General features: G+C 61.9%; 10 protein-coding genes and 2 pseudogenes. 5 read left to right on the top strand and 7 right to left on the bottom strand.

All coding sequences use genetic code 11. The annotated features are described in order from the left end of the window. Positions 1–51 precede the first annotated feature (51 nt). Both gyrA and mtnA read right to left on the bottom strand, forming a co-directional pair. On the bottom strand, positions 52–2,721 hold the full coding sequence (gene gyrA / locus BLV47_RS08320; protein WP_016964094.1) for a DNA gyrase subunit A: 2,670 nt from the start codon (positions 2,719–2,721) through the stop codon (positions 52–54). 354 nt (positions 2,722–3,075) lie between these two features. After that, positions 3,076–4,152, bottom strand: a complete 1,077-nt coding sequence (gene mtnA, locus BLV47_RS08315; protein WP_092312029.1) for an S-methyl-5-thioribose-1-phosphate isomerase — start codon at positions 4,150–4,152, stop codon at positions 3,076–3,078. A gap of 108 nt (positions 4,153–4,260) precedes the next feature. On the opposite strand from mtnA, the gene BLV47_RS08310 reads away from it, so the two are divergent. From BLV47_RS08310 to BLV47_RS08290, 5 genes are all read left to right on the top strand, one after another. Beyond that, positions 4,261–5,592: a TRZ/ATZ family hydrolase gene (locus BLV47_RS08310; protein ID WP_092312026.1), complete on the top strand. Its 1,332-nt coding sequence runs from the start codon at positions 4,261–4,263 to the stop codon at positions 5,590–5,592. A 62-nt stretch (positions 5,593–5,654) separates the two neighbouring features. After that, positions 5,655–6,353: a bifunctional 2-polyprenyl-6-hydroxyphenol methylase/3-demethylubiquinol 3-O-methyltransferase UbiG gene (gene ubiG / locus BLV47_RS08305; RefSeq protein ID WP_092312023.1), complete on the top strand. Its 699-nt coding sequence runs from the start codon at positions 5,655–5,657 to the stop codon at positions 6,351–6,353. 3 nt (positions 6,354–6,356) lie between these two features. Next, positions 6,357–7,028, top strand: a complete 672-nt coding sequence (gene mupP / locus BLV47_RS08300; protein WP_092312020.1) for an N-acetylmuramic acid 6-phosphate phosphatase MupP — start codon at positions 6,357–6,359, stop codon at positions 7,026–7,028. Between the two features lie 56 nt (positions 7,029–7,084). Next, positions 7,085–7,825, top strand: a complete 741-nt coding sequence (locus BLV47_RS08295) for a YciK family oxidoreductase (RefSeq protein ID WP_092312017.1) — start codon at positions 7,085–7,087, stop codon at positions 7,823–7,825. 369 nt (positions 7,826–8,194) lie between these two features. Beyond that, positions 8,195–9,121, top strand: coding sequence for a GGDEF domain-containing protein (locus BLV47_RS08290; RefSeq protein WP_092312014.1), 927 nt, complete (start codon positions 8,195–8,197; stop codon positions 9,119–9,121). 93 nt (positions 9,122–9,214) lie between these two features. Here the strand turns inward: BLV47_RS08290 and BLV47_RS08285 are convergent. The 5 genes and pseudogenes from BLV47_RS08285 to BLV47_RS08265 form a co-directional block, all read right to left on the bottom strand. Next, positions 9,215–9,505, bottom strand: a pseudogene (locus tag BLV47_RS08285) (TenA family transcriptional regulator); the annotation flags it as partial. Positions 9,506–9,599: 94 nt separating this feature from the next. Then, the gene (istB, locus tag BLV47_RS08280) at positions 9,600–10,349 is read right to left on the bottom strand and encodes an IS21-like element IS1474 family helper ATPase IstB (protein ID WP_062838242.1); all 750 of its coding nucleotides are present in this window, start codon (positions 10,347–10,349) and stop codon (positions 9,600–9,602) included. After that, on the bottom strand, positions 10,237–11,922 hold the full coding sequence (gene istA / locus BLV47_RS08275; RefSeq protein ID WP_062838241.1) for an IS21 family transposase: 1,686 nt from the start codon (positions 11,920–11,922) through the stop codon (positions 10,237–10,239). The genes istB and istA overlap by 113 nt, the downstream gene beginning before the upstream one ends. Positions 11,923–12,146: 224 nt before the next feature. Beyond that, positions 12,147–12,614 (bottom strand): annotated as a pseudogene (locus BLV47_RS08270) (iron-containing redox enzyme family protein); the annotation flags it as partial. 77 nt (positions 12,615–12,691) lie between these two features. Continuing rightward, the gene (locus BLV47_RS08265; protein ID WP_092312011.1) at positions 12,692–15,151 is read right to left on the bottom strand and encodes an EAL domain-containing protein; all 2,460 of its coding nucleotides are present in this window, start codon (positions 15,149–15,151) and stop codon (positions 12,692–12,694) included. Positions 15,152–15,247: the final 96 nt, after the last annotated feature.

Genomic DNA, 15,247 nt, shown 5'->3' with positions numbered 1-15,247 from the left:
ATGCATTCACGGTAGCGGACAGAGCAAACACTCTGCCCTGCTACGATTTATTTAGTCTTGCGACTCTTCTTCGCCTGCGGCGTCTGCCTGTTGGCTATCGGTTGCATCATCCGGCTCGGCTACCGCATCCAGCACGGTGCCCTCGATTTCAGCGCCCTCTTCACCTTCGTACTCTTCGCCCTCGATCTCCGATGGCTCCTGCACCCGCTCCAGGCCCACCAGGGTTTCATCGTTGGCCAGCTTGATCAGGGTCACGCCCTGAGTGTTACGGCCCAGGCTCGACACTTCGTCGACACGAGTACGAACCAGGGTACCCTGATCGGAAATCAGCATGATTTCCTCACCGTCCAGCACCTGCACCGCACCCACCAGACGACCGTTACGCTCGTTGCTGACCATGGCGATAACGCCCTGACCGCCACGCTTGTACTCAGGGAATTCACTGATGGCCGTGCGCTTGCCAAAACCACGCTCGGAAGCGGTGAGAATCTGGCTGCCTTCTTCCGGGATCAGCATGGAGATCAGCTTCTGACCTTCGGCCAGACGCATACCGCGCACACCACGGGCGGTACGGCCCATGGCACGCACGTCGGACTCCTTGAAGCGAGTCACCTTGCCACCGTCGGAGAACAGCATGACTTCACGCTCGCCATCCGTGATGGCAGCGCTGATCAGCACATCGCCTTCGTCCAGTTCCAGGGCGATCAGACCGACGCTGCGCTGACGGCTGAAGGATTCCAGCGGAGTCTTCTTCACGGTGCCGTTAGCGGTGGCCATGAAGATGTAGTGACCTTCGGTGTATTCCTCGACCGGCAGCATGGTGGTGATGTACTCGCCATCGTCCAGCGGCAGCAGGTTCACCAATGGACGGCCGCGAGCGGCGCGGGAGGCTTCGGGAATCTCGTAAGTCTTGAGCCAGTACACCTTGCCCTTGCTGGAGAACAGCAGCAACGTGGTGTGGCTGTTGGCTACCAGCAGGTGAGCGATGTAGTCCTCATCCTTGACGCCGGTAGCCGACTTGCCCTTGCCGCCGCGACGCTGGGCCTGGTAGGCAGCCAGCGGCTGGGTCTTGGCATAGCCGCCGTGGGAAATGGTCACCACGCGCTCTTCTTCCGGAATCATGTCGCCCAGGGTCAGATCGAGGCGGGCATCAAGGATCTCGGTGCGGCGGGCATCGCCGTATTCGGCACGGATCACTTCCAGCTCTTCGCGGATCACTTCCATCAGGCGCGTAGCGCTGTTGAGGATGCGGATCAGCTCGCCGATCTGGTTGAGGATCTCCTGGTACTCGGCCAGCAGTTTTTCGTGCTCGAGGCCGGTCAGGCGGTGCAGACGCAGTTCCAGGATGGCTTGCGCCTGCTCCGGGGACAGGAAGTACTTGCCATCGCGCAGGCCGTACTGCGGATCAAGGTTTTCCGGACGACAGGAGTCGGCACCGGCGCGCTCGACCATGGTCATCACCGCGCTGGATTCCCAAGGCGTGCTGATCAGCGCTTCCTTGGCTTCCGACGGTGTTGGCGAGGCCTTGATCAGGGCAATGACCGGATCGATGTTGGACAGGGCAACGGCCTGGCCTTCAAGGATATGGCCACGCTCACGGGCCTTGCGCAGCTCGAACACGGTGCGACGGGTCACGACTTCGCGACGGTGACGAACGAAGGCTTCCAGCAGGTCCTTGAGGTTGAGGATCCGCGGACGACCGTCGATCAGCGCCACGATGTTGATGCCGAACACCGCCTGCAACTGGGTCTGGGCGTAGAGGTTATTGAGGATCACCTCCGGCACTTCGCCGCGACGCAGCTCGATCACGACGCGCATACCGTCCTTGTCGGACTCATCGCGCAGCTCGGTGATGCCTTCGAGTTTCTTCTCTTTCACCAGCTCGGCGATCTTCTCGATCAGGCGGGCCTTGTTCAGCTGGTAAGGCAGCTCGGTGATGACGATCTGCTGGCGGCCACCGACCTTGTCGATATCTTCGATGATCGAGCGAGCCCGCATGTAGATGCGGCCACGCCCGGTGCGATAAGCCTCGATGATGCCTTCACGACCGTTGATGATCGCCGCGGTCGGGAAGTCCGGACCGGGGATGTATTGCATCAGATCGTCAACGCTCAGCTCGGGGTTGTCGATCAGCGCCAGGCAACCGTCGATGACTTCACCGAGGTTGTGCGGCGGAATATTGGTCGCCATGCCCACGGCGATACCGCTGGAACCGTTGACCAGCAGGTTGGGGATCTTGGTCGGCATGACCGCCGGGATCATCTCGGTGCCGTCGTAGTTCGGCACCCAGTCCACGGTTTCCTTGTGCAGGTCGGCCAACAGCTCGTGCGCCAGCTTGGTCATGCGCACTTCGGTGTATCGCATGGCCGCCGCGTTGTCGCCGTCGACCGAACCGAAGTTACCCTGGCCGTCTACCAAGAGGTAACGCAGGGAGAATGGCTGGGCCATACGAACGATGGTGTCGTACACCGCGGTATCACCATGCGGGTGATACTTACCGATCACGTCACCGACAACACGGGCAGATTTCTTGTACGGCTTGTTCCAGTCGTTACCGAGCTCGCTCATCGCGTACAGCACACGCCGGTGCACGGGCTTCAAGCCATCGCGCGCATCAGGCAGTGCCCGCCCGACGATTACGCTCATCGCGTAGTCGAGGTAGGACTGTTTCAGCTCGTCTTCGATATTGACCGGGAGGATTTCTTTGGCCAGTTCGCCCATGAGAAGCCTGATTCCTTTTTCTGGTGAAACTTCGTCACATCCATATGGGACGAACGAAGCTCGCCGCTGCAGGCCTAGTGCCATGCACCGACTTACGACAAATCAACAAGTTATGCCATGGATTTGCGCAGTGAAGGCAGTCGCATCGGACCACCTTGGAAACCGCCGGATGTTATCACAATCGCCGCCACGCACCTATCCCCCAGACGCGCATGGAGCATAGTTAGTTGACCGGTGACAGCCTGATAAGAGACGAGAGAGCCTCAGAGGACAAATTCGTACGCATTTGACTGGTTTTTACTGACTGGACAGCCGCCCCGGTAAGTCGCCACCGACCACTTACGCACACCACAGTCAATGCAAGCGCTTGCGACACATCAATTGCGCCATCTTGGCGGCGTCCGGACGCTCGACAACACCCTTCTCGGTAACGATGGCATCGATCAGGTCCGCCGGGGTCACATCGAATACCGGATTGAAGACCTCCACCAAGGCGCCCAGCGGTTGCCCGCCCACATCCAGCAGCTCAGCGCCTTCGCGCTCCTCCAGAAGAACATCCTCGCCACTGAGCAGGGTCATATCAATGCTCGAACTGGAGGCCACCACCATGAAGCGCACGCCGTGGTGCATGGCATTGACCGCCAGTTGATAAGTGCCGACCTTGCTCGTCACATCACCGTTGGCACAGATCCGGTCAGCCCCCACGACCACCCAGGTCACCCCCTTGGTCTTCATGATGTGTGCGGCTGCAGAGTCGGTATTGACGATGCACGCCATCCCCTCCTGGGCCAGCTCCCAGGCGGTCAAGCGCGAGCCTTGCAGCCAGGGCCGCGTTTCATCGACATAGACCCGCTCCACCATGCCTTCCAGCCACGCCGCGCGGATCACCCCCAACGCAGTGCCAAAACCGCCGGAGCCCAAGGCGCCGGTATTGCAGTGCGTCAACAGGACCTGGGGATTGCCCTGATGCCGGCGAATCAGCTCCACGCCCAATTGGGCCATGGTCAGATTGGCCTCCCGATCGCTTTCGTGGATTGCCAGCGCCTCGGTTTCCAGGGCCGCCAATGGACTGGCCTGATCCTTGACCCGCTCCAGACGCTCGCGCATGCGATTCAGGGTCCAGTGCAAATGACCGCCGGTAGGGCGCGAGTCAGCCAGCAGGTTGAAGTCCTCTTCCAGGGCCGCCAACCAGTCACCGCCCGCGGCAAGGCGTGCACCCACGGCAAGGACCACGCCATAGGCCGCACAGATGCCAATGGCCGGGGCTCCGCGCACCACCATCGAGCGAATCGCCTCAGCCACCCCGGCCACACTGTCGTACGCAACCCAGGCTTGCTCACGGGGCAGCTTGCGCTGATCGAGCAGATACAGGGTGCTATCTCGCCACTCAATGGCCTTGACCTTCTCCGCAGCCAACAGACGATCGCGCATCCCTCACCCCGTACTCATGAACAAAAGCGGCCGATTATAGCGATCACCCCGCCAGGACGCTCGGGTATACTTCGCCATCCTTTATATGAAGCCCCGGACCGATATTCGATGCCAAACCCTGCCGTTGCGCTCGACCTGCTGCTGTTGCCGACCTGGCTGGTACCGGTGGAGCCGGCCGGGGTCGTGCTCAAGGACCACGGACTGGGCATCCGCGACGGCCGCATCCACTTCATCGGCCCCCGCAGCGAAGCCTTGAAATGCCGCGCCAGCGAAGTCCGCGAGCTGCCCGGCATGCTACTCAGCCCCGGCCTGATCAACGCCCATGGGCATGCGGCCATGACCTTGTTCCGCGGCCTGGCCGACGACCTGCCACTGATGACATGGCTGGAAAAGCACATCTGGCCTGCCGAAGCCAAATGGGTGGACGAAGCCTTCGTCCGTGACGGTACCGACCTGGCCATCGCCGAACAGATCAAAGGCGGCATCACCTGTTTCTCTGACATGTACTTCTTTCCAAAGGTTGCCAGTGAGCGGGTGCACAACAGCGGCATTCGCGCACAGATCGCCATGCCGATCCTGGACTTCCCCATCCCCGGCGCCCACGACGCCGACGAAGCCATTCGACAGGGGGTGGAACTGTTTGGCGACCTCAAGCATCACCCGCGAATCAAGATCACCTTCGGCCCCCACGCCCCGTACACCGTAGGCGACGAGAACCTGGAAAAGATTCGGGTGATCGCCGAAGAGCTCGACGCCTCGATCCACATGCACGTGCATGAAACCGCATTCGAGGTACAGCAATCCCTGGAGCAGCGCGGTGAACGGCCGCTGGCGCGCCTGGCTCGCCTCGGCCTGCTGGGACCGCGCTTCCAGGCCGTTCACATGACCCAAATCAGCGATGACGACCTGGCTTTACTGGTAGAAACCAACACCAGCGTCATTCACTGCCCGGAGTCCAACCTGAAACTGGCCAGCGGCTTCTGCCCGGTGGAGCGCCTGTGGCAGGCCGGAGTCAACGTTGCACTGGGCACCGATGGCGCGGCCAGCAACAACGATCTTGATCTGCTGGGGGAAACTCGTACTGCGGCCCTGCTGGCCAAGGCCGTGGCCGGATCGGCAACCGCCCTGGATGCCCATCGTGCCTTGCGCATGGCCACCCTCAATGGTGCCAGGGCCATGGGCCTGGAAAGCGAAGTAGGCTCCCTGGAAATCGGCAAGGCCGCAGACCTGGTGGCCTTCGACCTGTCCGGACTGGCTCAACAACCGATTTACGACCCGGTGTCGCAACTGATCTACGCCACCGGCCGAGACTGCGTGAAACACCTGTGGGTCGCGGGCAAGCAACTGCTGGACGACCGGCGCCTGACCCGCCTGGACGAACAACAACTTGGCACCGTCGCCCGCAGCTGGGGCCAGCGTATCGGCGGCCACACCCAATAACCCGGGTCTTGAGCGGACGCTCAAGACCCCACACAGCATTCATTAGCTTTGGAGCACCACCCATGAGCAACGTCGACCACGCTGAAATCGCCAAATTCGAAGCCCTGGCCCATCGCTGGTGGGACCGCGAAAGCGAATTCAAGCCCCTGCACGACATCAACCCGCTGCGGGTCAACTGGATCGATGAACGGGTAAGCCTGGCGGGCAAGAAAGTCCTCGACGTCGGCTGCGGCGGCGGCATCCTCAGCGAAGCCATGGCCCAACGTGGCGCCACCGTGACCGGCATCGACATGGGCGAGGCCCCCCTTGCCGTCGCGCAACTGCATCAGCTGGAATCCGGCGTCAACGTCGAGTACCGGCAGATCACCGCCGAAGCCCTGGCCGAGGAAATGCCCGAGCAATTCGACGTGGTCACCTGCCTGGAGATGCTCGAACACGTTCCCGATCCTTCATCGGTAATCCGTGCCTGCTTCCGCATGGTCAAGCCCGGCGGCCAGGTGTTCTTCTCTACCATCAACCGCAACCCCAAGGCTTACCTGTTCGCCATCATCGGTGCGGAATACATCATGAAGCTGCTGCCCCGCGGCACCCATGACTTCAAGAAATTCATCCGCCCCTCGGAGCTTGGCGCCTGGAGCCGCTCCGCCGGCCTGACCGTCAAGGACATCATTGGCCTGACCTACAACCCGCTGACCAAGCACTACAAGCTGGCGGCGGACGTTGACGTCAACTACATGATCCAGACCCTGCGAGAGGAGTGAGACATGGCTATCAGAGCCGTTCTTTTCGATATGGATGGCACCCTGCTCGATACTGCGCCGGACTTCATCGCAGTCTGCCAGAGCATGCGCCGTGATCGCGGCTTGCCACCGATCACCGACCAGCACATTCGCGACGAAGTCTCCGGCGGCGCCAAGGCCATGGTGGCCGTGACCTTCTCCATGGATCCGGAATCCCCGGGCTTCGAAGAGCTGCGCCTGGAGTTCCTCGAGCGCTACCTCGCGCATTGCGCCGTGCACAGCCGGCTCTTCGACGGCATGGCCGAGCTGCTGGCCGATATCGAAAAAGCCAATCTGATCTGGGGCGTGGTCACCAACAAGCCGCTGCGCTTCGCCGAACCGATCATGCAGCAACTGGGGCTGGCCGAGCGCTCGGCGCTTCTGATCTGCCCTGACCACGTCAAGAACAGCAAGCCCGATCCGGAGCCGCTGATCCTGGCATGCAAGATGCTCGACCTGGCCCCTTCCAGCGTCCTCTTCGTCGGCGACGACCTGCGAGACATCGAGTCCGGCCGCGACGCCGGCACCAAGACTGCCGCGGTGACCTATGGCTACATCCATCCGGACGATAACCCCCGGCACTGGGGTGCCGATGTGGTGATCAATCACCCGCTGGAACTGCGCCAGGTTCTGGATAACGCATTGTGCAGCTGCTGAGCTGCGGCATTCCCGGCTAAGCGCCGGGAGCGCACCAATTTCTGTTGAGGCCCTTTATGTTTGATTACTCCGCTCGCCCCGAACTGCTCAAGGATCGGGTCATCCTGGTCACCGGCGCCGGCCGCGGCATCGGCGCCGCCGCCGCCAAGACCTTCGCCGCCCACGGTGCCACGGTACTGCTGCTGGGCAAGACCGAAGCCAACCTGACCGAGGTCTACGACGCCATCGAAGCTGCGGGCCATCCTCAGCCCGCGGTGATCCCGTTCAACCTGGAAACCGCCCTGCCACACCAATACGACGAATTGGCGGCGATGATCGAGAGCGAGTTCGGCCACCTCGACGGCCTGCTGCACAACGCCTCGATCATTGGCCCGCGCACACCGCTGGAGCAGTTGTCGGGGGAAAACTTCATGCGGGTGATGCAAGTCAACGTCAACGCGATGTTCATGCTCACCAGCACCCTGCTGCCCTTGCTCAAGCTGTCCCAGGATGCCTCGGTAGTCTTCACCTCCAGCAGTGTTGGGCGCAAGGGGCGGGCCTATTGGGGGGCTTACGGCGTGTCCAAGTTTGCCACTGAGGGCCTGATGCAAACCCTGGCCGATGAGCTGGATACCGTGGCCCCGGTTCGCGCCAACAGCATCAACCCAGGTGCCACCCGCACCAGCATGCGGGCCCAGGCCTATCCTGGGGAAAACCCGAGCAACAACCCGACACCGGAAGAGATCATGCCGGTCTACCTGTATCTGATGGGCCCTGACAGTGCCGGGATCAACGGCCAGGCTTTCGACGCGCAGTAACCCCCTCCGTTCGTCGCGCCAGAATACTGGCGCGACACCTCCACGCCTCCTGCGTTATCGCGGTTTCTCAAGCCAAACAAGTGTCACTCGGGGCGATATAACACCCGAGAGAATCCCCAACCATTTGAATTAAAACGAGTTTTATTCAGATGAACCGAATGGCACGAGTTTCGCTCTAAGAACACTCAACGCACAGTGCATCAACACTGTGACAACCGGCTTGCGCCAAGGTCTTTATAGCCAATGGCGAGCGGCATAAAATGCGCGCAATTGTCCTACGGGACTGAAGGAACAGTATGACGCGCAGCTCCGAGCCGCTCTCACCCAGGCAGTAACAGCGTACACAGTGCTCAGGGGGCTCAAGCTCAAATGAAAACACCTTCCCAGACCAACGCAATTGACTTCGACAGCGCCAAATTGCAACGCCTGGGTTTTGGCCAACAGACGCCTCCGGTCAAGCACCCCATCAGCCTCGGACAATTGCGCCAGCAACTGAGCCTGCAACTGCAGACCAGCCTTGAGCCGCAACGCATCCTTGGCCTGTTCTTTCGCGAAGCGCAGCGCCTGGTCCCCCTTGATGCCCTGCGCTATGAGCACGCCCCCAGCGATCTGCGCCTGGAATTTGGCCAGCGCGGGCACCACTCCATCAGCTACAGCCTGAGCCATGAAGGCGAGCCCATGGGTGAACTGGTGTTCCGGCGCAACCAGCGCTTCAGCGACAGCGAACAGGGTAGCCTGGAGTCGTTGCTGTCCACCCTGCTATACCCCATGCGCAACGCCCTGCTGTATCGCGCCGCAACCCGCAGTGCATTGCGCGATCCGCTGACCGACACCGGCAACCGCATCGCCATGGACCAGACCCTGCAACGGGAAATCGAGATGGCTCGTCGCCACCAGCTTCCACTGTCATTACTGATGCTGGATATCGATCATTTCAAGCGGATCAACGACAGCTACGGCCACAGTACCGGCGACGAAGTGCTCAAAGCCGTGGCGGCCTCGATCAAGGCACAGCTGCGCAATGTGGACATGGTATTTCGCTTTGGCGGGGAGGAGTTCCTGATCCTGCTTTCCAACACTGGGCGCGAGGCCGCGGCAATGGTGGGGGAACGGCTACGAAATGCCGCGCAAGCACAGGAGTATCGAGCCGATGGCCATTCAATCGAGCTGACGGTGAGCCTGGGCTGCTCGACCCTGCTGCCGGGAGAATCCGCCGAGAGCCTGTTGCGTCGCGCCGATAGCGCGCTGTACGTGGCCAAGCGCGAAGGTCGCAATCGCCTGGCGATGGCCGGCTAGACGCCAGACCAGACTTTACAAGCAGTGGCGGGCAACGCCATCGTCACAAGCGTATCGCGCCTGCGACCATCGACCTGCCCGCGTCCCCCTGCCTTATCCTTCAACCAGCGCGAGACGCTCGCGGGTTACCGCGGTCTTTTCCTGCTGCATGCAACGTTCCAGAAACAGGAACATGTAGTCATAGCTTTTGCAGATCGCCTGCCGCAGCTCGGCTTGCAGAGCCTTGCTCGGATTCAGGCCCGCCAGGGTGACAATGATCTCCAGCGCTTCCCAGGGATGAGCGTCATCGTACTGGGCATGCATTTTCAGCCACTTCATGGCGCGCTTGCGCTCCTCCTCCGGGAACGCGGCAGCGTAGACACCGCTGGAGCAAACCAGGGCCGACTGCGGATTTCGGTGAACGTGACCGAGCGTTTCGCTAATACGTGACCGGTGCTTCCACCCCGGTTGCGCGGGTTCTGGATTGTAATCGCATCGGTCACGATGCGGCTTGTTCCTCGGCTTTTTTTCGGCGCAGCGACTCGCCTTTCATCGTCAGTCGGTAGGCGTTGTGCACCAGGCGGTCGAGGATGGCATCGGCCAGGGTCGGGTCGTTGATCCAGCCGTGCCAGTGCTCGATGGGCAGTTGGCTCGTCAGGATGGTGGAGCGGCTGCCAGCGCGGTCGTCGATCACCTCCAGCAGGTCATGCCGGGCTCCTTCCTCCAGCGGGGCTAGCGCCCAGTCGTCCAGCACCAGGACGTCGACCTTTGCCAGCTGTTGCAGGGTACGGCCGAAGCTGCCGTCGCCATGAGCGATGCGCAGTTGTTCCAGCAGGCGCGGGGTGCGCAGGTACAGGGTGCTATAGCCCTGGCGGCAGGCCTGGTTGCCCAGGGCGCAGGCCAGCCAGGTTTTGCCGGCACCGGTCGGGCCGGTCAGCAGCAGGTTGTGCTGCTGGCGGATCCAGTCGCCACTGGCCAGGGTGGCGATCAGACGCTCGTCCAGGGCGCGTCCGGTGCGGCGGTCGAGATCTTCCAGGCAGGCGTTGGCGTACTTGAGCTTGGCCTTCTTGCGCAGCCGTACCAGGCGCTGGTTGTCACGCCAGGCCAGTTCGCGGTCGAGCAGTAGGCCGAGGCGTTCATCGAAGCTCAGGCTGTGGCTGGCCGGCAGCGTCCATTGCTCTTCCAGGGCGCGGGCCATGCCGTCCAGGCGTAGCTGGTGCAGTTGATTCAGGGTGTGTTGCGGCATCATCGAACAGCTCCTGTTGCGGGGGTTGGTAGTAGTCGGCGCCACGGACGTTCTCGTGGTCGCCGGGTAAGGTCGTTTCGGCGGCACGCTGGGGCAGCGGCTGTTGATCCAGGCCTTGCTGGAGCAGGTTGCGCACGCTGCGCCCGGTGAAGGCGCGCAGGTGTACGGCACGTTCGGCAGCGGCTTCCAGGCGTGCATTGCCATAGCGCCGGGCCAGCGAGAGCAGGCCGAGGCAGGCGCGGTAGCCCATCTCCGGGTGCGGCTTGTGGGTCAGTTGGTGATCGATCAGTTGGCGCGTGTAGGGGCCGATCCGCGCGCCCCAGTCGAGCAGGCGTTGTGGCGTCCATTCGCGATGCGCCTGGTGCGCCGCGGGCATGTGCTCGCGCTGGGTACTGTAAGCGCCGCGTCGCCCCAGCAGCAGGTGGCTGGCCACCCGCCGGTTGCCATGCAGCACTTCCAGGGTGTGTGCCGTCAGTCGCACGTCCACGTTCTGCCGGGCCAGGGCGGAGGGCACGCTGTAGAAGCTGCCATTGACCTCGATGTGGTAGTCGATGCTGACCTTGCAGCGCTTGAAGGTGGCGACCTCGTAGGGATGCACCGGCAGCGCTCGCAAGGCCGGGCGATCCAGGCGCTCGAACCAGTCGCGCCGGCAGCCATCGAGCCGCTTGAACGGGCGCCGATTCAGATCCTCCAGCAGCTCGGCGATGGCCTGGTTAAGCGCATGCAGGCTGAAGAACTGCCGATGGCGCAGCCGCGCCATGATCCAGCGCTCGACCACCTGCACCGCCACCTCGGCCTTGGCCTTGTCCTGAGGCTTGCGTGGCCGTGCCGGCAGGATCACCGTCTGGTAATGACGCGCGCACTCCAGCGTGGCCCGGTTCAGGCCCGGCTCGTAGCGATCCGGCTGGGCGACCAGGGCGCGCGGATTGTCCGGCACAACCATTTCCGGCACGCCGCCAAAGTAGGTCAGAGCCTGGCCCAGCGAGGTCAGCCAGTCCACCTGGGTTTCGCCTGGCGTCGCGCAGGCATAGGTGTAATTCGAGGCGCCCAGGGCGGCGACGAAGATGTGCGCCCGGCGCACTTCGCCGGTGGCCGGGTCGACCACCGGCAGCGTCGGCCCGGCATAGTCGATGAATAGCTTCTCGCCCGCACGGTGCAGCTGACGCATCGAACGTTTGAGCGTCTGGGCGTAGCGCCGGTAGTGCTCGACGAACTGGGTGTAGCGGTAGGTCGGCTGGCCCGCATGCGCGGCGAGATATTCCTCCCACAGCAGCTGCAAGGTCACGCCCTTGCGTCGCAACTCGCGGTGGATGCTCAGCACATCGGGCAGCACTCGCTCACCGCGCGGCTTGTTCGTCGACGTCGGTGCAAACAAGGCGGCCGCCAGCGCGGCCTCGTCCATGGCCACCAGCGCCGGCCAGTCCAGCCCGGCCACCCGCGCCGCCGCGATGTACTTGCTAACCACGCCCTTGGACAGCTGCAAGGCACGGGCAATCTTCTCGTGGGACAAGCCGGCCTCAAACTTGAGGCGCAGACATTCTTTGATGTTTCGCATGGCTACTCGCGGCGCCGCCATCTTCCTCTCCCGAAATCGGTCGAGGATGGCGGCGCATCAGGTCATGCGCAACGAAGGGGAAGGCTTTCGCTAAGTCGTGACCGGCGATTTCGGTAAGCCGTGACCACCTGTTTCGGAACAGGCGGAAAATCGGTCACGTTGCTACCGAAATGAGCGGTCACGCGTTAGCGAAATGACCGGTCACGATCAACCGAAACGGCCGGTCACGGTGCTCCGAAATCCGCAGCCGACCATTCACCCGTCGCTCCTTCGATGGCGTAGTTGGTGGCCGCAATAGCCACGATCAGCGAATCCGCCGAACTGGTGTGCCAGCACCAGTGACTCAAGGCGTGCAGCTCCGGTGGCACATGCTGGGCCTGCAAGTCTTCCAGGGTCACGCCGTGGGCCCGACTCCAGTGCACCCAGTAATCGGCGTGATTGAGTTCGACACGAATGTTGCGCATCAGCCAGCGGCGTGCCATGTCCTCGCCGGGATGGCGGGCAAAACGAGTCTTGGTCAGGTTCTGCGCCATGTACAGGGCAAACTGCTCAACCACCGGCCAGCCACCGATCAGGTACTGGCGCATGATTTTGGCGCTGAGCTTGTTGTCGCGCATGCGCTGGTACAGCTCATGCTCCACCACGCGGCGCTTGCTCTCGCTGCAGTCCTGGATCAATTGCTGGGTCCAGGCGGGGTAGCTGGCAGCTTCCATGAGCGGGCCGGTTCGGTTGAATGTGTCGATCACTGTCGGACTCCTTTTGATTGTGATGTGCGGACCCAAAAGAGGTTTCAACGGAAAGTGCCGGGCGCCTTGAACAACAAGGGCCGTGGTCGCACGGGTCGACACTGCAGGCTGTCACAGGTAAACAATTGCGGGCGTTCAACAATGTAGCCTTGAGCATAATCCACACCGATCTCGAGCAAGGCCTGCTCGATCTGCGGCGTTTCAACAAACTCGGCAATCGTGCGCTTACCCATGACATGCCCGATGTGATTGATCACTTCGACCATGGCGCGGTTAATCGGGTCGTCCAGCATATCCTTTACGAAACTTCCATCGATCTTGAGGAAGTCTACAGGCAAATGTTTGAGATAAGCGAACGACGACATTCCCGCACAAAAGTCGTCCAGGGAAAAATGACAGCCCAAGCCCTTGAGTTCATTTATAAAACGGATCGCACTGCCCAGATTGGCAATCGCACTGGTTTCAGTAATTTCAAAGCAGATCATCTTCGGCGGTACGCCATAGACAATGAACTGCTCCCTCAGGAAGTCGAGAAACTCGTCGTCGCCAATGGTGATCCCCGACAAATTGATCGCGCACATGGCCATGGGCCCTTCACGCCCCTCGGCGATGCACTGGGCAATGACCTTGAACACGTTCTGCACCACCCAACGATCCAGAGAGGTCATCAGGCCATAGCGCTCTGCAGCCGGAATAAAGCTGTCCGGCAGGATCATCCTGCCGGCCTCGTCGTGCAGGCGCAGGAGAATCTCGACATGCCCACCTTCACGCTCGGTGTGACCCAAGGCCGTGATCTCCTGGGAATAGAGGCAGAAGCGGTTTTCCTCGAGGGCCATGTGCAGGCGCTGGACCCAGGCCATCTCGCCGAATCGCAGGGAAAGCTCCGAATCGTCGGCATGGTAGACCTGGACCCGATTGCGCCCTTTTTCCTTGGCCATGTAGCAGGCCATGTCCGCCGCCCGCAGTGACGCCTCAAGGGTGGTCGGGGTCTGGACGATGTGCACCAGACCGATACTCACCGTGGTGACGAACGGCCGGCCCTTCCAGACAAAGTGCAGATTCTGCACCGTCTGACGCAGCCCTTCGGCAATCTTTTCCGCCGCCTCCGGAGAGCAGTTTTCCAGGAGAATCCCGAACTCGTCGCCCCCCAGCCGCGCCAGGGTGTCACCTTCCCGTAACCCCGACTGCAACAGCGCACAAATATGCCGTAGCAACTCGTCACCGGCGGCATGACCACAGGTATCGTTGACCAGCTTGAACTGGTCCAGGTCCAGGAACATCAACGCATGCCGGGCCGGCTGACGGATCAGGCTGTGCAAGGCCTGCTCCAGGCGGAACTCGAACTCGCGGCGATTGGCCAGCCCGGTCAGGGCGTCGTGGGTCGCCTGCCAGGACAGATTGGCGATGTATTGCCGCTCCTGGGTCATGTCGTGCAGCACCAGCACCGCACCGCTGACCTTGCCGACATTGCGGATCGGCGCGCCCACCAGGGTCACCGAGACCGTGCTGCCATCCAGGCGCTGGATCAGCTTGGAATGTTCGCTGCCACCACCGAGCTGACCACTGAGGATGTGCTCGATCAGGGTGAACCCTTCCGTCTGGGCATTCTCATCCAGCAGATTGAACAGGGCGGCCAGGGGCAACCCCACCGCTTGCTCGGCCTTCCAGCGGGTCAACTCTTCCGCGGCCGGGTTCATATAGGCAATGGCTCCCTCGACATCCGTGGTGATCACCCCATCGCCAATGGACTGCAGGGTAATCTGCGCGCGCTCCTTCTCTAGTTGCAAGGCGTCGGCAAAGGCATGGCGCTGGGCCAACAGCTTGTGGGTGCGCAGCAAAGCCAGGGCAATCAGGATCAACGCCGTGGCCAGGTTGGTCACCAGCAACAGGCGCAAGATTACCCGCGAGCCCTCTCCCAGAGCGTCGCTGAAGGCCTTGGCCGCCGGCGTGACCCCATCGTTGATGGCAAAGATCTGGCTTTTCCAACGTTGCACGTCGGCTTCAGTGGCGCTGTTGCTGCCGATCCCCCGGTGCATCTCTCGGGCCACCGTATCAAGCTGCAGCAGGTAGCCGTCGCCCACGGTCCACAAATCGATGGCCTTTTCCAGATAGCTGAAATGGCGGAAGTTGAGATACAGCCAGATCAGACTGGGGACGTCATCCGGATGGTTGCCACCCTTGAGAATTCCCAGCCGCGCCGCCTCCAGATCCGGTGGCTGGCGATCCAGAGCCACCCGCAGCTCATGCCCGCCCTGAGGCACGGCTATGGCGTTCTGGTATTTGAGAAAGGTGCCTTCGTCGCGACTGTCGGCGTACAGATTGAGGTAGTAGATGGCGTCCTTCTGACCTTTGGACCACAGGCTTTCGCCGGCCACGTAACCACGCACTGCCGACAGGACATAGAGGCTCAGGCCGCCCAACAAGGCTTGGAACAACACCACGGCGATAAAGGGCCAGACGATGCCCAACAACCGCGGCGTTGCGAAAGTCCGCTTTTGCTTCATGAGGGTCCTTACTCGCGCACTGCCAAATGAACACCCAGTGGTCCCGCCCCAGCCAGCACAGATTAGGCTAATTTCCTCAGATCCGACGCAGGGCGA

The organism is Pseudomonas saponiphila (assembly GCF_900105185.1).
Classification (GTDB): Bacteria; Pseudomonadota; Gammaproteobacteria; order Pseudomonadales; family Pseudomonadaceae; genus Aquipseudomonas; species Aquipseudomonas saponiphila.
Note: the sequence above shows the minus strand (reverse complement) of the source record. Positions and strands in the feature narration are given on the sequence as shown.